Origin of the sequence: Methylobacterium sp. J-078 (genome assembly GCF_022829285.1) — a bacterium.
GTDB lineage: Bacteria > Pseudomonadota > Alphaproteobacteria > Rhizobiales > Beijerinckiaceae > Methylobacterium.
This window is the reverse complement of record NZ_JAKSYI010000068.1, coordinates 1-21714: the sequence shown is the minus strand read 5'-3', so window position 1 is coordinate 21714 and position 21714 is coordinate 1. Positions and strand designations below refer to the sequence as shown.

Below are 21714 nucleotides of genomic sequence, written 5' to 3'. Positions count from 1 at the left end.
GCGGCTTGCGCCGGGCGGGTCGAGTGAGCCGTCTCGGGTCGGGGACGATGGCTGGACGGAGACGTTCCGCCGGCTCCATCGGTGCCTTGCACGAGGCTTGCCATTCCGGCCCACGACGAGACGTCGTCCGGGAGGCTCGATTCCAGTGATTCGACCTTCGGTTGCTCGGTCTCCTGGTGGAAAGACTTGCAGGCCAGGGTCTCGCAAGCGAAGGGTTCGCAAGCGCGTGGCGGGCCGGGGGCGCGGCCGCCCTCAGCCTCGCGTCTCCTGGAAGGGGCGCAGCAGCCAGGCGAGGCGGCCGGCATCGTCGTCCTCATCGACCCGCGGCATCCGGATCTCCGGCTCGGCGGCGCCGCGCATGATCTGCCCGAGGAGCGAGGGCAGCCCCACGCCGTGCTCTTGGAGCAGCAGGGCCGCGTCGAGCAGGAAACGGATGTGATCGTCGGGTACGGGCTCGCCCGCGACCTGGGCCTCCACGACCCGGTCGGCGAGGCGCCCCGCCAGATCCGACAACTCGGGCAGGCGCTGCGCGGCGTCCCGAGACCGATGCGAAGGCGCTGGAGCAGCGCTCATGTGACGTCTCCCTTGGCCGTGCGCTTGGGTCCGATGCGCCCGTCGCGCCCAGGCGTAGCGCAGGACCGTCACCATTGTGTTCACGGGAGAGCCGAAAGCTGCCCCCCGGGCGCCGCCCCCTCCACTGGAGGGCGGCGGACGTTACAGGGTGGACGCCACAGTCAGGATGGAGGCCAGGCCCGCGGCCAGGAACGCGTCGAGCTCGGCATGTGCGAAGCCCGCGAGCTTGAGGCCGTGGGCGGCGCCCACGACCACGACCATCACACCGATGGCCAGGAGGCGATGCAGCACCGTCTTCACGTCGTCGTTCCCTCGTCCCCGGCGTCCCGGCCCGTCCGCGCGACGGTGCCGCGCCGCGCCAGGATCATGCTCGCATGTCGGCGGCCGCATCCTGCATGACGCGCGCCACGAGGCCGTAGGTCTCCGTCCAGGCTTCGCGCACCTCTGGCGTGAAGTCGGGCCCGAGCCCCTGCTCCAGGGTCCAGAGCAGCGCCTCGCCCACGGGCGCGTAATGCGCCGACTGCGTGCCGAAGGCCACGTGCTGGCGCCCGAGGGCCTGAAGTGCGGGCACCACCGTGTCGGGCTTATGGAGGTTCGTGACCGCGAGGCCGAGCATCGCCATGAGCTTCTTCTTCTGCTCCCTCATGTCTTCGGGAAACATCGCACGGACCCCCGGGGCGATCTCGAAGAGGCGGCCGTAGAAGAGATCCGCCGCGGTGTCGGCGATGGGCCGCACCTTCGCGAAGCTGTCCTGAACGAGCGTGACCTGCTGCGGTGTCATCGACGTCTCTCATCCGTGCCCGGCGGCCCCGGATCGCACCGCCTGCACAATGTATACAAATTCGACGACCCCGAAGGTAGGCCCTGTTCGGCACGGAGCGCGACAGGGATGGAGGCCCTCCGCCTCAGGCCAGGCGCATGGCCACGACGCCCGCCACGATGATGATGACGGCCGTCATCCGCGACAGGAGGAGCGGCTCCTTCAGGACGAGGACGGAGATCAGCATCGCGAACAGGACGCTGGTCTCCCGCGTCGCCGCGACCAGGGGAATGGGCGCGACCGTCATCGCCCAGATCGCGATCCAGTAGGAGCCGAGGGCCAGGGCGCCGCCCCCGAGGCCGGGCAGCGTCAGGCCCCGGACGGAGCCCAGGACCCTGCGGCCGCGGGTCCAGAGGACGAAGGCCGGCAGCGGAATCGCGTCGACCACGAAGAGCGCGGCCGCGTAGGCGTGCGGGTCGCCCGCCGCCCGCGCGCCGAGCCCGTCCACCAGCGTGTAGCCGGAGATCAGGGCGCCGGTGAGCAGCGCGTAACCGAGGGCCGTCCGGCTCAGCCGCTGCCCGCCGGCCCTGGCGAAGGCCATCAGGGCGACTCCCGCACAGAGGATCGCGATCCCGAGGGCGGCCAGCGGCGCCAGCCCCTCCCGCAACAGGAGAAGGGACGCGCAGGCGGTCAGGAGCGGGGCGCTGCCGCGCGCGATTGGGTAGACCTGCCCCATATCCGCGTGCCGGTAGGCCTCGGCCAGGGCGATGTAGTAGCCGAGGTGCAGCAGGATCGAACCGGCCAGCCAGGGCCAGGCGGCGGCGGGCGGCCACCCGAACCAGAGCGCGGCCGGCAGCGCGAACAGCCCGGCCGAGGCTGAGATCAGCGCCATGGTGAGGATCGGCTCGAGGCGAAGCTTGGCGACCGCGTTCCAGCCCGCATGCATGAAGGCGGCGGCCAGCACCGCACTGAAGACAGGCAGGCTCATGCCGCTGGCCGTCATGGGGTCTCGCCTCCGTTGGAATCCGCGCCACCGCAAACGGAGGTTTGCCGCAAAAGAATTCAGAAAGCCACAAAAAACCACATCACGGGGCGACGATCACCGTGAGACCGCGTGCCGTGAGGGCCTCCCGCATGGGCGCCGGGGGCTCCGCGTCGACGATCAGACCGGTCCCGGCCGGGATCGGCGTCAGGCGGATCGGCGTCATGCGGCCGAACTTGGTCCTGTCCGCCACCACGTAGCCGCGCTCGGCCGCAGCCAGCATGCGGATTCGCAACTCGGTGGGAAACGGCGCGAAATCGGTGATCTCCCCCGACGGCGCGATGCCGCCGGCGCCCACGAAGGCGAGATCGGCGCGAAAGCGCGCCAGGGCGGCCAGGGCCTCGATGCCGAATGCCGCCTCGTCCGCGCCCTCGACCTCGCCTCCGAGGACATGGACCCGCACGCCGGCCACGCGGCACAGGACGAGCCCGACGGGCAGGCTGTTGGTGCAGATCGTCAGGCCCTTCGGCACGGGGCGCGTGAAGAGCGGATCGTGGCCGGCGAGCGCGTTGGCGACCGCCAGAGTGGTGGCGCCGGAATCGAGCAGAACCACCATGCCGTCCTCGACGAGCCCCGCCGCGACCCGCCCGATCGCGGCCTTGCCGGCCGGGTTGTCGCGCTCCCGTATGGCGAGGACCGGCTCGTCCGCGCAGCGCGTCGCGCCCCCGTGCACGATGGCGAGGCGGCCCCGCTCGGCCAGGGCCTTCAGGTCGCGCCGGATCGTCTCGCGCGAGACGCCGAAGCGGTCCGCCATCGCCTCGACGCTGACGCTGCCGTTCTGGCCGAGCCGCGCCAGGATCGCGTCGTGGCGGGCGGCCGCGAGTGCCCGGTTCTCCGAAGCCGGCGGTTTCCGGGTCATCGCGCCGCCTCGTCTGTCTCGGTCGCCAGCCCGAACACCGCCCGGATCAGGCGCAGGTTCCGCCGCCGCGCGAGGCAGGCGATCGCGTGGCGGTTGGTGAGGTCGGCGCCCGCGATCGGGATCGCGGCGATCCGGGTGTCCGCCCCGCATTCCAGGGACGAGACGATGCCGATGCCGATCCCCGCGGCGGCGGCCTCGATCACCGCCTCGCGGCTGTCGAGTTCCATCAGCACGGCGGGCGCGACGCCGCCGGCCCGGCAGGCCCGGTCGAAGGTGCGCCGGGTCACCGAGGTCGGCTCGCGCAGCACCATTGCGGCGCCGTCGAGTTCGGCGCGGTCGAGCGTTTCGCGATCCGCCAGGGGATGGCCGCGCGGGACCACCGCGCAGATGCGCGAGACCGCGATCTGCGCGAGGTGGAGATCCGGATGCGCCTCGGCCTCGGTGAGCACGGCGACGCTCGCCCGCTCCGACAGCAGGGCCTCGCGGGTGTCGGCGGCGTTGCCGAGGATCAACCCGACGACGATGCCGGGGTGGCGCGCGCGCAGGCGCGCCAGCAGGGGCATCACGATGTGCGGCGAATCCACCGCGATCTCGACCCGCCCCGAGACCAGGGTCCGGTTGGCCTCGAGGAGGTCCTCCGCCTGCTCCACCAAGCCGAAGAGCGGGCCGGTGAGCTCCGCCAGGGCCCGGCCCTGCGGGGTCAGCTCGGCGGCGCGCGCGGTGCGCCGGAACAGCACGAGGTCGTAGCGCTCCTCCAGCGCCTTGATGTGCCCGGTCACCGCGGGCTGGCTGATGCAGAGCCGCCCGGCCGCGCGCGTGAAGCTGCCCTCCCGCGCGACCGCATCGAAGGCCCGAAGCTGGAAGAGGTTCATGGCGATCGATCGGTCAGACTGATGGCACGCATCACGAGAAACGATTTGATCTGATGGGTTGCCCGAACGCAAGGTCGCCGCATCCCGGAGCGCGCTTCGGCACGGGATTGTCCCAAGGCCGATCGGGCAGGATCACCATGACAGGCGCCTCGTCCACCCCTCCGACGCCGATCCTCCTGACCCCCGGTCCGCTGACGACGTCCGAGCGCACCCGCGCGGCGATGATGACCGATTGGGGGTCCTGGGACGGAAGTTTCAACGCCCTGACGGCCGACGTCTGCGCGCGTCTCGTCGCCATCGCCAACGGCACCGGCAGCCATGTCTGCGTGCCGCTGCAGGGAAGCGGAACCTTCGCCGTGGAGGCCGCCATCGGCACCCTGGTGCCGCGCACCGGCAAGGTGCTGGTCCTCGTCAACGGCGCCTACGGCAAGCGCCTGGCCCGGATCTGCGAGGCGCTCGGCCATGACCACACGGTCTACGAGACCGCCGACGACGTGCCGACCACCCCCGAGGCCGTCGACGACCTGCTCGCCGCCGATCCCGCCATCAGCCATGTCGGGCTGATCCACTGCGAGACCAGCACCGGCATCCTCAACCCGCTGCCCGAAATCGCCGACGTGGTCGCGCGCCACGGGCGCGGTCTCATCGTCGATGCGATGAGTTCCTTCGGGGCGCTGCCCATCGATGCGGCCGCGGTGCCGATCGAGGCGCTGATCGCCGCCTCGGGCAAGTGCCTCGAGGGCGTGCCCGGCATGGGCTTCGTGATCGCGCGGGGCGATGCCCTGGCCCGGGCCGAGGGCAATTCGCCGTCGCTGGCGCTGAACCTCAGCGACCAGCACACCTACATGCAGCGCACGGGGCAGTGGCGCTTCACCCCGCCGACCCATGTCGTGGCGGCGCTCCACGAGGCGCTGCTGCAACACGCGGAGGAGGGCGGCCTGCCGGCCCGCCACGCCAAGTACGCGCGCAACTGCGATGTGCTGATCCGCGGCATGGAGCGCCTCGGCCTGAAGTCCTTCCTGGCGCCTCAAATCCAGGCGCCGATCATCGTGACCTTCCACGCCCCGCGCGACCCGAAGTACCGCTTCGCCGACTTCTACGCCGCCGTGCGCGCGCGGGGCTTCATCCTCTATCCGGGCAAGCTCACGCAGCGCGAGACCTTTCGCGTGGGCTGCATCGGTCACGTCGAATCCGCCGACATGGAGCGGGCGGTCGAGGCCGTCGCCGCGGCGTTCGCCGATCTGAACATCACGACCCTCTGATCGCCCGTCCCTCGGCCGCACGCGAAAGTCTATCCATGTCCTACGCTCCCCCGAAGAAGCTCCAGGCGGCGATCCTCGACTGGGCCGGGACCGTGGTCGATTTCGGCTCCTTCGCCCCCACCCAGATCTTCGTCGAGGCCTTCGCGGAGTTCGGCGTCGCCGTGAGCCTGCCCGAGGCGAGGGGCCCGATGGGCATGGGCAAGTGGGACCACATCCGCACCCTCCTGAACGACCCCGCGATCGCGGCGCGCTACGCCGCCGCGCACGGGCACCCCGCCACCGACGCGGACGTCACCGCGATCTACGAGCGCTTCATGCCGCTGCAGATCGAGAAGATCGCCGCGCATTCCGCGGTGATCCCGGGGGCGCTGGAGGCCGTCGCCGACCTGCGGGCCCGGGGCCTGAAGATCGGCTCCTGCTCAGGGTATCCCGCCCGCGTGATGGAGCGCGTGGTCGCGCTCGCCGCCACCAACGGCTACGTCGCCGACCATGTGGTCGCCACGGACGAGGTCCCGAACGGGCGTCCCTTCCCGGCCCAGGCCCTCGCCAACGTGATCGCCCTCGGCATCGACGACGTCGCCGCCTGCGTGAAGGTCGACGACACGGTTCCGGGCATCCTCGAGGGCCGCCGGGCCGGCATGTGGACGGTGGCGCTCACCTGCTCGGGCAACGCGCTGGGCCTGAGCTACGACGCGTTCCGCGCAGCGCCCGCCGAGCGCCTGGCCGCCGAGCGGGCCCGGATCGCCGCCCTGTTCGCCGATTCGAAGCCCCACTTCCTCATCGACACGATCGCCGAGCTGCCGGGCGTGGTGAGCGACATCGAGGGATTGCTGGCCGCCGGACGCATGCCCCAGGCCTGCTGAGGAGGTCGCCCCGGCGAGCCTCCTTTTGCAGGGAAACGAAGATTTCGGCATCGATCCGCGGCCGGGCGCCGCGGATCGATTTCGGCCGTCTGCCGTCTACGCAAGTAAATCTTTATCATGGTCTGTAATTAGGCACTATATGCAAAAAGGCTGGACTTGATCGCATCGGTTTTTGTCTTCTTACTGTCATGGACCAGGCCTTAGACATCGGAACGACAAGACCCCGGAGTATCGTCCATGAAAGTCCTCGGCCTCCTCGCCCTGACCCTCGCCCTCGCGTCGTCCCTGGCCGCACCCGTGTCGGCCGCCGAGCGCACCCGGCTCACGATCTACACGGCCCTGGAGAACGACCAGCTCGGTCCCTTCAAGGCCGGGATCGAGCGGGCGGTACCCGAGGTGGAGGTGGTCTGGGTGCGGGATTCGACCGGCGTCATCACCGCCCGCTTCCTTGCCGAGAAGGACAATCCCCGGGCCGACATGGTGATGGGACTGGCCGCCTCCAGCCTCCTGCTGTTCGAGAAGCAGGGGCTGCTCGCCACCTACGAGCCGAAGGGCGCCGACGCCCTGAAAGCCGCCTTCCGCGATTCCGTGCCGCCCTACAGCTGGACCGGCACCGACGCCTCGATCGGCGTGGTCTGCTTCAACACGGCGGAGGCCGAGAAGGACGGGGTGAAGACCCCCGTGCGCTGGGCGGACCTGCTGGTGCCGGCCCTCAAGGGCAAGGTGGTGATGCCGCATCCGGCCTCCTCGGGCACCGGCTACCTGCTGGTCGCGGGCTGGCTCCAGGGCATGGGCGAGGAGGCCGGCTGGGCCTACATGGACAAGCTCCACGACAACATCGCCGCCTACCTGCATTCGGGGTCCGCGCCCTGCGTCCAGGCCGCCCGCGGCGAGCGCACCGCCGGTCTGTCGCTCGACATGCGTGGCGCCGCCGAGAAGACCAAGGGCGCGCCCCTCGCGGTGGTCGTCCCCGCCGACGGCACGGGCTGGGACGAGGAGGCCTACGCCATCGTCGCCGCCACCAAGCACCTGGAACTCGCCCGCAAGGTCGCGGACTGGGGTGCCACGAAGGCTGCCAACGAACTCTACGCGAAGAGCTATGCGGTCGTCGCCTATCCGGGTGTCGCCAACGTGCCGGCGAACTACCCCGCCAACGCCGAGGCCGCGATGATCAAGAACGATCTCGGCTGGATGGCCGACAACCGCGAGCGGGTGCTGGCCGAGTGGTCGCGCCGCTACGAGGCCAAGGCCGCCAAGAAATAGAAGGCTGCCAAGAAGTAGAAGGTCGCCAGGAAGTAGGGCGCAGCCCCGGCCGCACAGAGATCAGGAGCACCGCCATGACGCCTGGCGACGCGACGCCGTTCCTCAGGGTTTCGGGATTGTCGAAGCGCTACGGGGCCTTCACGGCCCTCGACGGGATCGACCTGGAGATTGCCCGGGGCGAGTTCGTCTGCTTCCTCGGCCCCTCCGGCTGCGGCAAGACCACCCTGCTGCGCCTGATCGCCGGCCTTGACCGGCAGGATGCGGGGCGCATCGCGATCGGCTCCACCGACGTCTCGCGGGCGCCGCCGGCGGCGCGGGATTTCGGCATCGTGTTCCAGTCCTACGCGCTGTTCCCGAACCTCACCGTGGCGGCGAACGTCGCCTACGGTCTCGTCAACCGGCGGATGCCGCGGGCGCGGGTCGCCGCCCGGGTCGCCGACCTGCTGGCCCTCGTGGGCCTGCCCGAGCAAGGCACCAAGTATCCCGTCCAGCTCTCGGGCGGCCAGCAGCAGCGGGTGGCGCTCGCCCGCGCCCTGGCGACCTCGCCCTCCCTTCTCCTCCTCGACGAGCCGCTCTCGGCGCTGGACGCCAAGGTGCGCACGCGGCTGCGCGACGAGATCCGGCAGCTTCAGAAGCGCCTCGGGATCACCACCATCATGGTCACCCACGACCAAGAGGAGGCGTTGGCCATGGCCGACCGGGTCGTGGTGATGAACCGCGGCACGATCGAGCAAGTGGGCACCCCGGCGGAGATCTACCGAAACCCCGCCACCGCCTTCGTGGCCGACTTCATCGGAGCGATGACGTTCCTCGATGCCCGGGTCGGTTCGGCCCGCCAAATCCGGGTCGGCGCCGTCGATCTCGTCTGCGAGGAGGGACGCGGCTTCATCCCCGGCAGTCCGGTGCGCCTGGGCTTCCGGCCGGAGGAGATCCGGGTCGGCAACGTGCGGCCCACCGACGTCAACGCGTTTCAGGTGCGGGTGCGCAGCCTCGAATTCCTCGGCGCCTTCACCCGCGCCCGCCTGGAACCGAGCCTCGACCTCGGCGGCTCGCTGGTGGCCGACGTTTCGGCCAATCTCCACGGCGACCTCGCCCTGACGGAAGGCCAGTACCTCTACGTCTCCCTGCCGCCGGCGGCCCTGCGGGCCTTCCCCGTGGCGGCGCACCCGTGAGCCGCGCCATGGCCGAATCCATCCTGGGGGAACCCACCCTCGCCAGGGCTCTGCCGGAGGCCGCGCCCACGAAATACCGGTCCGTGCCCGAGACCGCGATCGGCGTCGCGCTCGTCGCGGGCCTGTGCCTGCTCCTCCTGCTCGTCATCGCGCTGCCCCTCGGCGCGCTGCTGATCAAGAGCCTGGAGGCGCCGGATGGCGGGATGGCGGGGCTGTCGAACTTCCGCACCTACTTCGCGACGCCGACCCTGGTCGACGCTCTCCTCAACAGCCTGACCGTCGCCGGCAGCGTCGTGGGAATCGTGGTGCCGCTGGCTTTCGGCTACGCCTACGCGCTCACCCGCACGGCGATGCCGTTCAAGGGCCTGTTCCTGGCGCTGGCGCTCCTGCCGCTGTTCGCACCCTCCCTCCTGTCGGGCATCGCGCTCACCTACATCCTGGGCAACCAGGGCTTCCTGCGCGGCCTGCTGTTCGGCCGCAGCGTCTACGGGCCGATCGGCATCACCCTCGCGGAATGCCTCTACGCCTTCCCGCACGCCCTGATCATCCTCGTCACCGCCCTCGGCCTCTCCGACGGGCGCCTCTACGAGGCCGCCGCCGCCATGGGGACGCGCCGCTGGCGCACCTTCCTCACCGTGACCCTGCCGGGGGCGCGCTACGGCCTTGTCAGCGCGGCCTTCGTGGTCTTCACCCTGGTGGTCACGGATTTCGGCATCCCGAAGGTGATCGGCGGCCAGTACGCTGTGCTCGCCACCGACGCCTACCGGCAGGTGGTCGGCCAGCAGAACTTCCCCATGGGTGCCGTCGTCGGCCTGCTGATGCTGGTGCCCGCCGTGCTGGCCTTCGTGGTCGACCGCCTGATCCAGCGCCGGCAATCGTCCCTGCTCTCGGCCCGCTCGGTGCCCTACGAGCCCAAGGCCCACCCGGTCCGTGATCCGCTCGCGCTGGCCTACGCGGTGCTCGTGGCCGGCGTGATCGCGGGCACCTACGGGGTCGCGGTCTGGGCCTCGTTCATCCGCTACTGGCCCTACAATCTCGGCCTGACGCTCGACCATTACGACTTCGCGGCGGCCGATGCCGACGGCTGGTCGCCCTACTGGAACTCGCTGGCCATGGCGCTCTCGGTGGCCGCCATCGGCACGGCGGTCGTGTTCTGCGGGGCCTACCTCATCGAGAAGCTGAGGCTGTTTCCCGCCGGCCGGGCCTTTGCCCAACTGCTGGCGATGCTGCCGCTCGCCGTGCCGGGCCTCGTGCTCGGCCTCGGCTACGTGTTCTTCTTCAACGCGCCCTGGAACCCGCTGAACGTCCTCTACGGGAGTCTGGCGCTCCTCGTGATCAACACGCTCGCGCACTACTACACCGTGGCCCATGTGACGGCGACGACGGCGCTCAAGCAGATCGACCCGGAATTCGAGGCCGTGTCGGCCTCGCTGAAGGTGCCGTTCTGGCAGACGTTCCGCCGGGTCAGCCTGCCGATCTGCCTGCCGACCGTGCTGGAGCTGTTCGTCTACCTGTTCGTCAATGCGATGACGACGGTCTCGGCGGTGATCTTCCTCTACGGGCCGAGCACCAAGCTCGCGGCCATCGCCATCGTCCACATGGACGAGGCCGGCACCACGGCGGCGGCCGCCGCCATGGCGAGCGTGATCATGGCGACGGCTTTGGGCGCCCGCCTCGCCCTGGCGCTGGTCAACCGCTTCGTCGTCGCCCGCGCCCAGGGCTGGCGCCGCCGCGAGGCGATAGCATGACCCGGGACGCGCGGATCGCCGAATCCGAGGGCGACACCAACCGCACCGATCGCCGTGCCGCCTGGCAGGCGCGGAGCCTCGACGGGACGACGCGCGGGCTGCTCGCGCGGGATTCGGAGGCCTTCCTGCACCAGTCGGTCTCGACGCCCTGCCTCAATGCGATCACGCGGGCGGAGGGGGTCTGGATCGAGGACGCGGCCGGGCGCCGCTACATGGATTTCCACGGCAACAACGTCCACCACATCGGCTACGGCCATCCGCGCCTCAAGCGCGCCATCGCCGAGCAGATGGACGCGCTGCCCTTCGCGCCCCGTCGCTACGCCTGCGAGCCCGCCTTGGCCCTGGCCGAGAAACTCGCGGCGATCACGCCCGGCACCCTCGCGAAGGTGCTGTTCACCACCGGCGGGTCGGATGCGGTAGAGGTGGCGGTGAAGGTCGCCCGTGCCGCCACCGGCCGGCACAAGACCCTGTCGTTCTGGGATGCCTTCCACGGCGCCGGCACCGGCTCGGCGGCGATGTCGGGGGAGATGCTGTTCCGCTCCGGCCCCGCCGGTCCGCTGGTGGCCGGCGCGCTCCACGTCGCCCCCTTCGGCGGCTACCGCTGCCCCTACGGCACCGACGGCGCCGAGGCGAGCGGCCGGGCCTGCGCCCGCATGATCGACTACGTGCTGACCCGCGACCCCGACGTGGCGGCCCTGGTCGCCGAGCCGACGCGGGCGGTGCCCTACATCCCGCCGCCGGGGTTCTGGGCGGAGGTCCGGCGCATCTGCGACCGGCATGGGGTGCTGCTGATCTTCGACGAGATCCCCACCGGCCTCGGCAAGACCGGGCGGATGTTCTCCTGCGAGCACGACGGTGTCGCGCCCGACATCCTGGTGATCGGCAAGGGCCTCGGCGGCGGCATCCTGCCGATCGCGGCGGTGATCGCCGATCCCTCCCTCGACGTCGGCGGCGCCTGGGCCTTCGGGCACTACATCCACGAGAAGAACCCGGTGACGACGCGGGCCGCCCTGGAGACGATCCGGATCATCGCGGACGAAGACCTTGTCGCCAACGCCGCGCGGGTTGGGGCGCTCGCCCTGGAGCGCCTCGGCGCCATGATGGCGCGCTGCCCGGCCATCGGCGACGTGCGCGGCCGAGGCTGCCTCCTCGGCATCGAACTGGTGCGCGACCGCGCCACCCGCGAACCCGATGCCGACCTCGCCGAGGCGGTGCTGTACCGGGCGCTCGATGCCGGCCTGTCGTTCAAGACCACCATGGGCAACGTCCTGACCCTGACCCCGCCACTCACCGTCACGCCGGGGCAGATGACGGACGCCCTCGACATCGTCGAGGCGGCCATCGGGGAGGCGGAGCGGGCGCGCCGGGCATGAGCGGGGCCCGGCCGCTCCGGAGCGGCATTTTTGGGGACGTGCGTGCCCGCCGTCGTTCCGAACTCCCCCCAGGCGATCGCCACCCCGCCGAGCCCGGTTTCCAAGTCTTCGCCCGGGCCATGCGCCTGAATTCACGCGCCGTGCGTTGATCCGGCGAACAAGAATGCCGGGAGGCGCGCCGATGACCGAACTTCAAACCCATTCTCCGCAGGATCTGATCGAGGGCATTGCCCGCGGCTACGCCGCGGACGCTACGCCTCCCCTGACGCCCGAATTGTCGGAGACCCTGCGCACCGCTCTGCGCGGAGTCGGCTCGGACCTTCCCGGGGACGAACCGCTCGACGAGGCGGGCGTCGGGCGGATCAACGACGCCCTGGACGCCTTCGAACTCGACCTCGGGGCCGTCGTGGGGCCCCGCCTCGATGCGGTCGCTCCGGACGGAACGCTCAGCTTCCGCCAGCGCTCGGAGGCCGGGCGCCCCCTGCGCGCTTTTGGCGGCCAGTAGGCGCCGCAATTTTTTGCATGCGTTCGGCCGGGCGCGGTATATAAGTGTAGGGCCTTTGATGGTATTTTGTATGCCAGAAGTCAGGATCACGGTATGAGCGAGCATGACAACGGTGTGGTCCGCCGCTTCGAGCACCCCGGCAAGGGGCGCGATCGGGCGCGGCCCGTTCCGAAGGGACGTCAGGTCGAGCCCGTGGCCAAGGTCGAGATCGAGCGCCTACTGGGCGACCGCTCGCGGCAGCGCGACCTCCTGATCGAGCACCTGCACCTCGTGCAGGACACCTACGGCCAGATCAGCGCCCCCCACCTCGCGGCACTCGCCGACGAGATGGGGCTGGCCTTCGCCGAGGTGTTCGAGACGGCGACGTTCTACGCGCATTTCGATGTACTGAAGGACGGTGAGGCCGACCTGCCGGCGCTCACCGTGCGGGTCTGCGACAGCCTCACCTGCGCGATGTTCGGCGCCGAGCCCCTGCTGGAGGCCCTGCGCGAGACCCTCGGCAGCGGGGTCCGCGTCGTGCGCGCGCCCTGCGTGGGCCTGTGCGACCATGCCCCGGCGGTGGAGGTCGGCCATAACTTTCTGCACAAGGCCGACGTCGCCAGCGTGCAGGCGGCGGTCGCGGCGGGGGACACCCACGCTCATCTGCCGGCTTATCCCGACTACGACGCCTACCGGGCGGGCGGCGGCTACGCCGTCCTCGACCGTCTGCGCTCCGGTGAGCTCAGCATCGACGCGGTTCTTCAGGTACTGGACGACGGTGGCCTGCGCGGCCTCGGCGGCGCCGGCTTCCCCACGGGCCGCAAGTGGCGCTCGGTGCGCGGCGAGCCCGGTCCCCGCCTCATGGCGGTGAACGGCGACGAGGGCGAGCCCGGCACCTTCAAGGACCAGCTCTACCTCAACGCCGATCCGCACCGCTTCCTCGAGGGCATGCTCATCGGCGCCCACGTGGTGGAGGCGGCCGACGTCTACATCTATCTGCGCGACGAGTACCCGATCTCCCGCGAGATCCTGGCCCGCGAGATCGCCAGGCTCCCCGCCGGCGGACCGCGCATCCACCTGCGCCGGGGCGCGGGCGCCTATATCTGCGGCGAGGAATCCTCGTTGATCGAGTCGCTCGAGGGCAAGCGCGGCCTGCCGCGCCACAAGCCGCCCTTCCCGTTCCAGGTCGGCCTGTTCAACCGCCCGACGCTCATCAACAACGTCGAGACCCTCTACTGGGTCAGGGACCTGATCGAGAAGGGCGCGGATTGGTGGAAGGGCCACGGCCGCAACGGCCGGGTCGGCCTGCGCTCCTACTCGGTCTCGGGCCGCGTGAAGGAGCCGGGCGTGAAGCTGGCGCCGGCCGGCCTCACCATCCGTGAACTGATCGAGGAGTATTGCGGCGGGATCAGCGACGGGCACAGCTTCGCGGCCTACCTGCCGGGCGGCGCCTCCGGCGGCATCCTGCCGGCCAGCATGGACGACATCCCCCTCGATTTCGGCACCCTCGAGAAGTACGGCTGCTTCATCGGCTCGGCCGCCGTCATCGTCCTGTCGGACCGGGACGACGTGCGCGGCGCGGCGCTCAACCTGATGCGGTTCTTCGAGGACGAGTCCTGCGGGCAGTGCACGCCCTGCCGCTCCGGCACGCAGAAGGCACGCGTGATGATGGAGAGCGACGTCTGGGACACCGATCTCCTCGGTGAACTCTCGCAATGCATGCGCGACGCCTCGATCTGCGGCCTGGGTCAGGCGGCGTCGAACCCGCTGACCACCGTGATCAAGTACTTCCCGGACCTGTTCCCCTCGCCGCAACGGATCGCGGCCGAGTAGCGATCCGTCTCCGATCCGACGGTGCGGCCGCCCCTCGCGGCGGCTGCCCGATCCCCGATTTTCCTGCGCCATGTCTGGAGCGGAACCATGAGCAGCGGCACACAGAACTCTGGTCTCAACGGAGCCCACGCCACCACCCCCACCGGCCCGCAGGATGCGGGCGGCAAGGCGGACGACGCCAACCCGGGCGCCGGCGGCACCTATTCCGAGGGCACCCGGTCGGGCGGCCAGGCGGGTCCGGCCCCGAGCGGCACCTTCGGCCTCAAGGAGATGCCCGCCGGCATCCCCGGCGTGATCTTCGAGTTCGACGGGCAGCAGGTCGAGGCCGCGCCCGGTGAGACGATCTGGGCGGTCGCCCAGCGCCTCGGCACGCACATCCCCCACCTCTGCCACAAGCCCGCCCCGGGTTACCGGCCGGACGGCAATTGCCGCGCCTGCATGGTCGAGATCGAGGGCGAGCGCGTGCTCGCCGCCTCGTGCAAGCGGGTGCCGGGCGTCGGCATGAAGGTGAAGTCCGCCTCCGAGCGGGCGACCAAGGCCCGCGCCATGGTGATGGAACTCCTCGTGGCCGACCAGCCGGCCCGGGCGATCTCGCACGACCCGGACTCGCATTTCTGGGCGCAGGCCGACCATGTCGCGATCAGCGAGAGCCGTTTCCCGGCGGCCCAGCGCTGGGAGGGCGATTGGAGCCACCCGGCCATGCGGGTGAACCTCGACGCCTGCATCCAGTGCAACCTCTGCGTCCGCGCCTGCCGCGAGGTCCAGGTCAACGACGTCATCGGCATGGCCTACCGCTCGGCGGATTCCAAGCCCGTGTTCGACTTCGACGACCCGATGGGCCAGTCGACCTGTGTGGCCTGCGGCGAGTGCGTCCAGGCCTGCCCGACCGGCGCGCTGATGCCGGCGGCCTATCTCGACGATCAACAGACCCGGACCGTCTATCCCGACCGCGAGGTGGATTCCCTCTGCCCGTATTGCGGCGTCGGCTGTCAGGTCTCCTACAAGGTCAAGGATAATAAGATCGTCTACGCCGAGGGGCGTGACGGGCCGGCCAACCAGAACCGCCTCTGCGTGAAGGGCCGCTTCGGCTTCGACTACGTCCACCACCCCCATCGGCTGACCAAGCCGCTGATCCGCCTCGACAACGTCGCCAAGGACGCCAACGACCAGGTCGATCCGGCCAATCCCTGGACCCACTTCCGTGAAGCCACCTGGGAGGAGGCGCTGGAGCGCGCCGCCGGCGGCCTCAAGCGCATCCGCGACACCGTCGGCCCCAAGGCGCTGGCGGGCTTCGGCTCGGCCAAGGGCTCGAACGAGGAGGCCTACCTCTTCCAGAAGCTGGTGCGCCTCGGCTTCGGCTCGAACAACGTCGACCATTGCACCCGACTCTGCCACGCCTCGTCCGTGGCGGCCCTGATGGAGGGCCTGAACTCGGGCGCCGTCTCGGCCCCCTTCGCGGCGGCCCTCGACGCCGAGGTCATCGTCATCATCGGCGCCAACCCGACGGTGAATCACCCCGTGGCCGCGACCTTCATCAAGAACGCGGTCAAGGAGCGCGGCGCCAAGCTGATCATCATGGATCCGCGCCGGCAGGTCCTGTCGCGGCACGCCTACAAGCACCTCGCCTTCAAGCCGGGCTCGGATGTCGCGATGCTCAACGCGATGCTCAACGTCATCGTGACGGAGAAGCTCTACGACGAGCAGTACATCGCCGGGTACACCGAGAACTTCGAGGCTTTGAGGGAGAGCATCGTCGCCTTCACGCCGGAGAAGATGGCGCCCGTCTGTGGCATCGATGCCGAGACCCTGCGCGAGGTCGCACGCCTCTACGCGCGCTCGCGCGCTTCGCTCATCTTCTGGGGCATGGGCGTCAGCCAGCACGTGCACGGCACCGACAACTCGCGCTGCCTGATCGCGCTGGCGCTGACCACCGGCCAGATCGGCCGCCCCGGCACCGGCCTGCACCCCCTGCGCGGCCAGAACAACGTCCAGGGCGCCTCCGATGCCGGCCTGATCCCGATGGTCTACCCCGACTACCAGTCGGTGGAGAACGAGACCGTCCGCGACCTGTTCGAGACGTTCTGGGGCCAGTCCCTCGATCCCAAGAACGGCCTGACCGTCGTGGAGATCATGCGCGCCATCCATGCGGGCACGATCAAGGGCATGTTCGTCGAGGGCGAGAACCCGGCGATGTCGGACCCCGACCTCAACCACGCCCGGCACGCGCTCGCGATGCTGGACCACCTCGTCGTGCAGGACCTGTTCCTCACGGAGACCGCCTTCCACGCCGACGTGGTGCTGCCGGCCTCCGCCTTCGCCGAGAAGGCAGGCAGCTTCACCAACACCGACCGGCGCGTGCAGATCGCCAAGCCCGTGGTCCCGCCGCCCGGCGACGCCCGCCAGGATTGGTGGATCCTGCAGGAGCTCGCCCGCCGCCTCGGCCTCGACTGGACCTATACCGGCCCGGCCGAAATCTTCGCCGAGATGGCGCAGGTGATGCCCTCCCTGAAGAACATCACCTGGGAGCGCCTCGAGCGCGAGGGCGCCGTGACCTACCCGGTCGACGGTCCCGACCAGCCCGGCAACGAGATCATCTTCTATGCCGGCTTCCCGACGGCGAGCGGGCGGGCCAAGATCGTCCCGGCCAACATCGTGCCGCCGGACGAGGTGCCCGACACCGAGTTCCCCATGGTGCTTTCCACGGGCCGCGTGTTGGAGCATTGGCACACCGGCTCGATGACCCGGCGCTCGGGCGTCCTCGACGCCCTGGAGCCGGAGGCGGTGGCCTTCATGGCACCGCGGGAGCTCTATCGCCTCGGCCTGGAGCCCGGCGACACCATGCGCCTGGAGACCCGCCGCGGCGCGGTGGAACTCAAGGTCCGGTCCGACCGCGACGTGCCGGTGGGCATGATCTTCATGCCGTTCTGCTACGCCGAGGCCGCCGCCAACCTCCTGACCAATCCGGCCCTCGATCCCATGGGCAAGATCCCGGAGTTCAAGTTCTGCGCGGCTCGCGTCGAAGCGGTCCGGCCCCGGCAGATCGCCGCCGAATAGCGGCCGCGTGCGCCGTCACCCATCCGCCGGATGGGTGACGGACATCTGCCCGCCGCCTTCGTTCGCCTCACCGGACCGATCGGCGTGCCCTATTGCAATTGCTGATCCGTCGCCCGCGCGATGGCACAGCCGAGCCTGAACAGGAGCAGGTTGGCGGCCTCGATCACCTCCGGTGCGGGTTCGGGGCCCAGGACGTTCTTCAGGGAGAGGGCCATGTCGGCGGCCTGCATCAGCGGATCCGGGTATGCCGGTGTCGTTCCGAGGACGTAGCGTTCGCCGCCGTCGCGCATGTCCGTGATGTCGATCAGGATGCCGTGGGAGCGCTCGGGTCGACCCGCCTCGTCGTGGTACGTCCGCCCGCGACTGAGCAGCCAGCGCACCGTCCCGTCACGCCTGAACACACGGTATTCGGCAAGCACCAGGCCGCCGACCTGCACGGCCCGGAGCATGTGCTCCATGAGCCACGTCATGTCGGTCGGATGGACGAGGGCGAGGGCGATCGGACCCTTGATCTCGCGATCCGCAAGCTCGGGGTTGCCGGTCAGAACGCGCGCGGCGCCCTCGTCGTAGGTGACGACGCCACGCACGTGATCCCACGCCCACGTCCCGACGACGCACGAGGCGTCGAGGGCAGCGCGAAGGCGGTTCAGGTCTGCGAGGTCGTTGGGTATTCCTATTTCCACGGGCAGCTTTCGATGACGGACGGGCAACCTCTGGTGCCTCTGCATCGGCCGACAGCCGGCCGATCACCCCGTCGATCATTGTAGTTCTGAAATGTGATCGCGACACATGTAAAATACGAAATCCGGACGCGCGTCTGATGTCGGTCGAGTAGCCGATGGTTCTGATCCCCGCCACGCCGCTGCGTGATGCCCCATCTCACGTGTAAGCATCGCGAAAACTCATGGAGTGGGCGGTCTGTCTCGGATCGCCGGGGAGCAGCCTCGCGACTGTTGATCCCTTGAAGGTTTTCGAGGGAATTCCATTCTTCAGCTTTTGGAGACCGACCGCGTCCAGGCTCGCCCCGATCCCCATGTCGCGATGGGTGTGCACCCTGTCCGGCAGGTGTTCGCCCGGCCCCTGCGCGAGGCGGACCGCGACCTCGCGGGTGCCCGAGTCGGCAAAGAGTCCCTGGCGCAGTTCGGGCGACCGGGCGACCAGCACCCGCAACGTGCTCGCGCGCCAACACCGTCTCGCACGCGTGCGTCATCGCGGCGATGATCCGGTCGATCGTCTCGTTCTCGGCGGGGACGGCAGATCGATCCTGTCGTCGTGGCGGATCGGGGTCGGGGTGCTGGCCCGATCGAAATCCTGTCGGGACGCGCTTAGCACGCGAACCCGGGGAGCCCCCGGTGTTTCCGGATGCGCGCGGACGGGCCTTCGGATCTGTGCCATCGGCGGGTTCCCGGAGTCAGGCCGGGCGCTGGTCGCCTGAGCGGGCTCGTGCGCAGATCAGGAAGAGGCCCGCGACCCCGAGTGCGACGAGGGGTGGCGCCATCGGCGACCCGAGCGCTCCGGCCAGCGACGCGCCGACCACGTCGCCGAGGTTCATCACCGCCATGTAGACCTGGAACTGCGTCGCGGATGCACGCCCCGCGCCGCTCGCCAGCAGGACGGTGGGGAGCAGGGCAACGTAGAGGAGGGCCGGCACGACGCTGGCCAGCCCCAGGATGACGGGCCCCGTCGCGGCCTCCAGGCCTGCCGCGATCAGCGCGGCCGCGGCACCGAAGGCCAGCGCGCCGGCGACCAGGAGGGCGCGCAGGGCCCGCTCCGGGCCGATGCGATCCACATAGGCGCCGATGCCCAGCGCGCCGACCGTCCCGCCCAGGAGCGCGAGGAGTGCTTGCAGCCGGGAGAGCGCGCCCGCGTCCCAGCCATGGACCTGCACCAGCGCGACCGCGAAGGGCACCTGGAACAGGGCGAGGCCGAAATCGATTGCAAAGCACATCGCCAGCAGGATCGCGGCGTCGCGGGTTCGGAACGCTGCGAGGAGCCCACGGATGAAGGAACTCGCCCGTGCCGCCTGCCCCGGCTCCGCCCGGTGCGGCGGCGCGCGCAGGCCGAGCGAGACCCACCGGTCGTCCGGTGCCTCGCGCACGAGCACGGCAGGGAGGGCGAGCACCGTGGTCAGGCCGAGGAGCGCCCCGGCCGCTGCGGCGAAACCCGCCGTCTCGAGGATCCACGCGAAGAGCGCTGTCCCGGCCGCGCTGCCGATGACGAAACCGGCCCGCGTCGCCGCGCTTGTGCGCCCCAGTTCGCCGGCCGGTACGCTGCCCGCGATCATGCGGTCGGTGGCGGTGTCGGCGAGGGAAGCGGCCAGGCTGTGCAGGCAGAGGACGACGCTCACGGCCGTCAGGCCGGGAGTCGTGCCGAGGAGGAGCAGGCCCGCGAGGCTCGCCTGCGCGCAGGCGAGGGCGAGCACGAGCCAGAAGCGGCGCGGGCCCATGCGGAACGGGCGCGCGCGATCGATCAGCGGCCCCCAGAGCAGCGGCTGCAGCACCCAGGGCAGGCCGACCACGGCGAGATGCCGGCCGACTTCCGCCGCGGACGCGCCCGCGGCGGCGAAGTGGTTGGCAAGTGCCGTGAGGGCGAAGCCGGCGACGACGCCCTGGTAGAGGTAGAGAAGCGTGAAGAGGCTAACGCGCCAGGCGGCGCTCTGCAGACTCGCCGGCCACTGGCGCATCGCCTCGATCCTCGGTCCCCCGCGCCGGAACGGCGCCGGCGGGCTCATCGGGCCACCGCGTATCGACGCGCCCAAGCACGTCACCGTAACGTCGATCGCGCGGAAAGAGGATGCGCGCGCCGCGGCCGGGATCCGGCCCGGTGTACGGCGACCTGTCGCACTATGCGCCGGAGACACGGGTGGCCCGTCTGACGCCCTGGTCGGGATGCGACCGGTTCGGGTGCGCTCCGCCCGCCATCCGTTGCGCGACCGGGCTTGCCGCCCGCGTGGAGGCCCGGCAATCTCAGGCTTGGCCATAGGCTTGACAGGTGTGGACCGGGGCGGTTTCACCTTGGTTGCAAGACATGGCTGTAAGACATGGCTCGCACGACATGGAAAGCCCCGGAGCATGACGATGGACGGTGGACGCGCCGATGCGGACGGGATCGCCCGGCCAGGGGCTCGGTCGGGGCTGCTCAGCCGCCGCTCGTTTCTGGCCAGCTCGGCCGTCGGTCTCGGCACCTTGGGGCTCGGGGCTTGCGCGACATCCGACGGCCTGCTCCTCGCCGAGGCGGCACAGATCTACGGGCCGATGCCCGACGAGAAGTTTCCGATCCCGGCGACGGACATCAGCAAGGTCAATCCGAAATACTATCGTCGCACGGTTCGGTACGAATCCAAGGAGGCGCCCGGCACGATCGTCGTCGATCCGAGCAACTACTACGTCTACCGGATCGAGGGTGATGGCGCCGCCACGCGCTACGGTGCCAATGTGGGCCGCGACGGCTTCCTCTGGAGCGGCGACGCCTATGTCGGCCGCAAGTCCGAATGGGCGACCTGGACACCGCCCAAGGAGATGATCCGGCGTCAGCCCGAGGCCGCCAAGTACGCCAAGGGCATGCCGGGGGGCCTCGACAATCCGCTCGGCGCCCGCACCCTGCACCTCTACCAGAACGGCGCCTACACGCTGTATACGATCTACGCCAGCAGCGACCCCGAATCGATCGGCTCGGGCATCACGAGCGGCTGCGTCGGTCTGCTCAGCCAGGACATGATCCACCTCTACGCGCGAACGCCGGTCAAGACGAAGGTGGTCGTGCTGCCCGCGTAGGCGGCTGCGGCGCGCCCGTTTCGAGCCACGCAAGGTCCGACCCATCCGTGTGCCCACCTCGCGGCTTCGTCCGCATGGGTGAGGCCTCTTCCGCCGGTAATTCCGTTCGGCCCCGGCCGAACGCGATCTCCGGATGCCGTCACGCCTCCTCAAGGGCGACCGCAACCCGTATGTGATCCTCCCGCAGTTTCACGGTTCTCGCGCAGTTTGCGTGGAAAGGTCACGGCGACGCGGTATCGATGAGCCGATTCAGGGTTGGGATGATTCTGTCTTCATCCCTGCCCGGTTCGGGGACTTCCGGGCTGCGCCGGCACGATGGCCGAACGCTCGACCTTCGTTCGGCGGCCAAAGCCGGTTTCCGGCCCTGAGCCGAAACCCAAGATCGAAATTCGAGCGCGTGTCAGGAAAGTGTTGGGCGTCACGTAAAGCACTACAGATGCATCTGTATTTTCAGGGTCTTATAGCACTATGGTCGTTCGGCATTCTACTCATCGTCATCAAAGATCCGATTATTGAAAGTGAGCGTCAACAAAGGCCCTACCTCAGGGCCAGGATATGGTAGGTAGCTCGGTCGCATCGACCCTCGCTAACCTTATCCGTAAACACCGGGGCGGACCCGCTCCATGGACAGGTCAAGATGACCTAGAGCTGTGCCCGGCAGTGTTGCGACGGGAGGGCGGCTGAAGCGTTGACCGGTGAAGGAGTCTGCGATGCCTTCACCGTTGTCTGTCGATCTACGCGAGCGCGTCGTGGCGGCCGTGGCAGGGGGCGCGTCCTTTCATC

Annotated in this window: 19 protein-coding genes; 10 read left to right on the top strand and 9 right to left on the bottom strand. The window is 70.0% G+C overall.

Annotation, left to right across the window (positions count from 1 at the left end):
• Positions 1–252: 252 nt before the first annotated feature.
• From MKK58_RS10635 to MKK58_RS10610, 6 genes are all read right to left on the bottom strand, one after another.
• Complete coding sequence (locus tag MKK58_RS10635) at positions 253–573, bottom strand: hypothetical protein (protein WP_243912049.1); 321 nt, start codon at positions 571–573, stop codon at positions 253–255.
• A gap of 141 nt (positions 574–714) precedes the next feature.
• A complete protein-coding gene (locus MKK58_RS10630) occupies positions 715–873 on the bottom strand; it encodes a hypothetical protein (RefSeq protein WP_243912048.1) in 159 nt (52 codons plus the stop codon).
• Positions 874–937: 64 nt separating this feature from the next.
• Complete coding sequence (locus MKK58_RS10625) at positions 938–1354, bottom strand: globin family protein (protein WP_243912047.1); 417 nt, start codon at positions 1352–1354, stop codon at positions 938–940.
• A 124-nt stretch (positions 1355–1478) separates the two neighbouring features.
• Positions 1479–2336 (bottom strand): EamA family transporter, encoded by an 858-nt coding sequence (locus MKK58_RS10620; RefSeq protein ID WP_243912046.1) that lies wholly within the window; start codon positions 2334–2336, stop codon positions 1479–1481.
• A gap of 82 nt (positions 2337–2418) precedes the next feature.
• On the bottom strand, positions 2419–3234 hold the full coding sequence (locus MKK58_RS10615; RefSeq protein WP_243912045.1) for a DeoR/GlpR family DNA-binding transcription regulator: 816 nt from the start codon (positions 3232–3234) through the stop codon (positions 2419–2421).
• Positions 3231–4106, bottom strand: a complete 876-nt coding sequence (locus MKK58_RS10610) for a LysR substrate-binding domain-containing protein (protein ID WP_243912044.1) — start codon at positions 4104–4106, stop codon at positions 3231–3233. The genes MKK58_RS10615 and MKK58_RS10610 overlap by 4 nt, the downstream gene beginning before the upstream one ends.
• Before the next feature lie 137 nt (positions 4107–4243).
• Between MKK58_RS10610 and MKK58_RS10605 the strand changes: the two genes are divergently transcribed.
• The 9 genes from MKK58_RS10605 (at position 4244) to fdhF (ending at position 17158) form a co-directional block, all read left to right on the top strand.
• A complete protein-coding gene (locus tag MKK58_RS10605) occupies positions 4244–5368 on the top strand; it encodes a 2-aminoethylphosphonate--pyruvate transaminase (protein WP_243912043.1) in 1125 nt (374 codons plus the stop codon).
• A gap of 35 nt (positions 5369–5403) precedes the next feature.
• Positions 5404–6231, top strand: coding sequence for a phosphonoacetaldehyde hydrolase (gene phnX, locus MKK58_RS10600; protein WP_243912042.1), 828 nt, complete (start codon positions 5404–5406; stop codon positions 6229–6231).
• Between the two features lie 237 nt (positions 6232–6468).
• The gene (locus MKK58_RS10595; protein WP_243912041.1) at positions 6469–7494 is read left to right on the top strand and encodes a putative 2-aminoethylphosphonate ABC transporter substrate-binding protein; all 1026 of its coding nucleotides are present in this window, start codon (positions 6469–6471) and stop codon (positions 7492–7494) included.
• A gap of 74 nt (positions 7495–7568) precedes the next feature.
• Positions 7569–8666 carry a putative 2-aminoethylphosphonate ABC transporter ATP-binding protein gene (locus MKK58_RS10590; protein ID WP_243912040.1) on the top strand — a complete coding sequence of 366 codons (1098 nt, stop codon included), beginning with the start codon at positions 7569–7571 and terminating at the stop codon, positions 8664–8666.
• A gap of 8 nt (positions 8667–8674) precedes the next feature.
• On the top strand, positions 8675–10414 hold the full coding sequence (locus tag MKK58_RS10585) for a putative 2-aminoethylphosphonate ABC transporter permease subunit (protein ID WP_243912039.1): 1740 nt from the start codon (positions 8675–8677) through the stop codon (positions 10412–10414).
• Positions 10411–11787 carry an aspartate aminotransferase family protein gene (locus MKK58_RS10580; protein ID WP_243912038.1) on the top strand — a complete coding sequence of 459 codons (1377 nt, stop codon included), beginning with the start codon at positions 10411–10413 and terminating at the stop codon, positions 11785–11787. Before MKK58_RS10585 ends, MKK58_RS10580 begins: the two co-directional genes overlap by 4 nt.
• A gap of 181 nt (positions 11788–11968) precedes the next feature.
• On the top strand, positions 11969–12292 hold the full coding sequence (locus tag MKK58_RS10575; RefSeq protein ID WP_243912037.1) for a hypothetical protein: 324 nt from the start codon (positions 11969–11971) through the stop codon (positions 12290–12292).
• Between the two features lie 93 nt (positions 12293–12385).
• Complete coding sequence (locus tag MKK58_RS10570; RefSeq protein WP_243912036.1) at positions 12386–14104, top strand: NAD(P)H-dependent oxidoreductase subunit E; 1719 nt, start codon at positions 12386–12388, stop codon at positions 14102–14104.
• A gap of 87 nt (positions 14105–14191) precedes the next feature.
• Positions 14192–17158 (top strand): formate dehydrogenase subunit alpha, encoded by a 2967-nt coding sequence (gene fdhF / locus MKK58_RS10565; RefSeq protein WP_243912035.1) that lies wholly within the window; start codon positions 14192–14194, stop codon positions 17156–17158.
• An 89-nt stretch (positions 17159–17247) separates the two neighbouring features.
• Here fdhF and MKK58_RS10560 read toward each other — a convergent pair whose 3' ends face one another.
• The 3 genes from MKK58_RS10560 to MKK58_RS10550 all read right to left on the bottom strand — a co-directional run bounded on the left by MKK58_RS10560 (position 17248) and on the right by MKK58_RS10550 (position 19841).
• Positions 17248–17841, bottom strand: coding sequence for a PAS domain-containing protein (locus MKK58_RS10560; protein WP_313899280.1), 594 nt, complete (start codon positions 17839–17841; stop codon positions 17248–17250).
• Between the two features lie 196 nt (positions 17842–18037).
• On the bottom strand, positions 18038–18322 hold the full coding sequence (locus tag MKK58_RS10555; RefSeq protein WP_243912033.1) for a hypothetical protein: 285 nt from the start codon (positions 18320–18322) through the stop codon (positions 18038–18040).
• A gap of 247 nt (positions 18323–18569) precedes the next feature.
• Positions 18570–19841, bottom strand: a complete 1272-nt coding sequence (locus MKK58_RS10550; protein WP_243912032.1) for an MFS transporter — start codon at positions 19839–19841, stop codon at positions 18570–18572.
• Between the two features lie 388 nt (positions 19842–20229).
• Here MKK58_RS10550 and MKK58_RS10545 point away from each other — a divergent pair, with 388 nt between their 5' ends.
• Complete coding sequence (locus MKK58_RS10545) at positions 20230–20931, top strand: L,D-transpeptidase (RefSeq protein WP_243912031.1); 702 nt, start codon at positions 20230–20232, stop codon at positions 20929–20931.
• Positions 20932–21714: the final 783 nt, after the last annotated feature.

Bases quoted from the DNA above. Each gene is read 5' to 3' on its own strand.
- MKK58_RS10585 (WP_243912039.1), top strand. From the start codon at position 8,675: ATGGCCGAATCCATCCTGGGGGAACCCACCCTCGCCAGGGCTCTGCCG.
- MKK58_RS10620 (WP_243912046.1), bottom strand. From the start codon at position 2,336: ATGACGGCCAGCGGCATGAGCCTGCCTGTCTTCAGTGCGGTGCTGGCC.
- fdhF (WP_243912035.1), top strand. From the start codon at position 14,192: ATGAGCAGCGGCACACAGAACTCTGGTCTCAACGGAGCCCACGCCACC.
- MKK58_RS10635 (WP_243912049.1), bottom strand. From the start codon at position 573: ATGAGCGCTGCTCCAGCGCCTTCGCATCGGTCTCGGGACGCCGCGCAG.
- MKK58_RS10545 (WP_243912031.1), top strand. From the start codon at position 20,230: ATGACGATGGACGGTGGACGCGCCGATGCGGACGGGATCGCCCGGCCA.
- MKK58_RS10605 (WP_243912043.1), top strand. From the start codon at position 4,244: ATGACAGGCGCCTCGTCCACCCCTCCGACGCCGATCCTCCTGACCCCC.
- MKK58_RS10610 (WP_243912044.1), bottom strand. From the start codon at position 4,106: ATGAACCTCTTCCAGCTTCGGGCCTTCGATGCGGTCGCGCGGGAGGGC.
- phnX (WP_243912042.1), top strand. From the start codon at position 5,404: ATGTCCTACGCTCCCCCGAAGAAGCTCCAGGCGGCGATCCTCGACTGG.
- MKK58_RS10575 (WP_243912037.1), top strand. From the start codon at position 11,969: ATGACCGAACTTCAAACCCATTCTCCGCAGGATCTGATCGAGGGCATT.
- MKK58_RS10615 (WP_243912045.1), bottom strand. From the start codon at position 3,234: ATGACCCGGAAACCGCCGGCTTCGGAGAACCGGGCACTCGCGGCCGCC.
- MKK58_RS10625 (WP_243912047.1), bottom strand. From the start codon at position 1,354: ATGACACCGCAGCAGGTCACGCTCGTTCAGGACAGCTTCGCGAAGGTG.
- MKK58_RS10580 (WP_243912038.1), top strand. From the start codon at position 10,411: ATGACCCGGGACGCGCGGATCGCCGAATCCGAGGGCGACACCAACCGC.
- MKK58_RS10570 (WP_243912036.1), top strand. From the start codon at position 12,386: ATGAGCGAGCATGACAACGGTGTGGTCCGCCGCTTCGAGCACCCCGGC.
- MKK58_RS10550 (WP_243912032.1), bottom strand. From the start codon at position 19,841: ATGCGCCAGTGGCCGGCGAGTCTGCAGAGCGCCGCCTGGCGCGTTAGC.
- MKK58_RS10595 (WP_243912041.1), top strand. From the start codon at position 6,469: ATGAAAGTCCTCGGCCTCCTCGCCCTGACCCTCGCCCTCGCGTCGTCC.
- MKK58_RS10590 (WP_243912040.1), top strand. From the start codon at position 7,569: ATGACGCCTGGCGACGCGACGCCGTTCCTCAGGGTTTCGGGATTGTCG.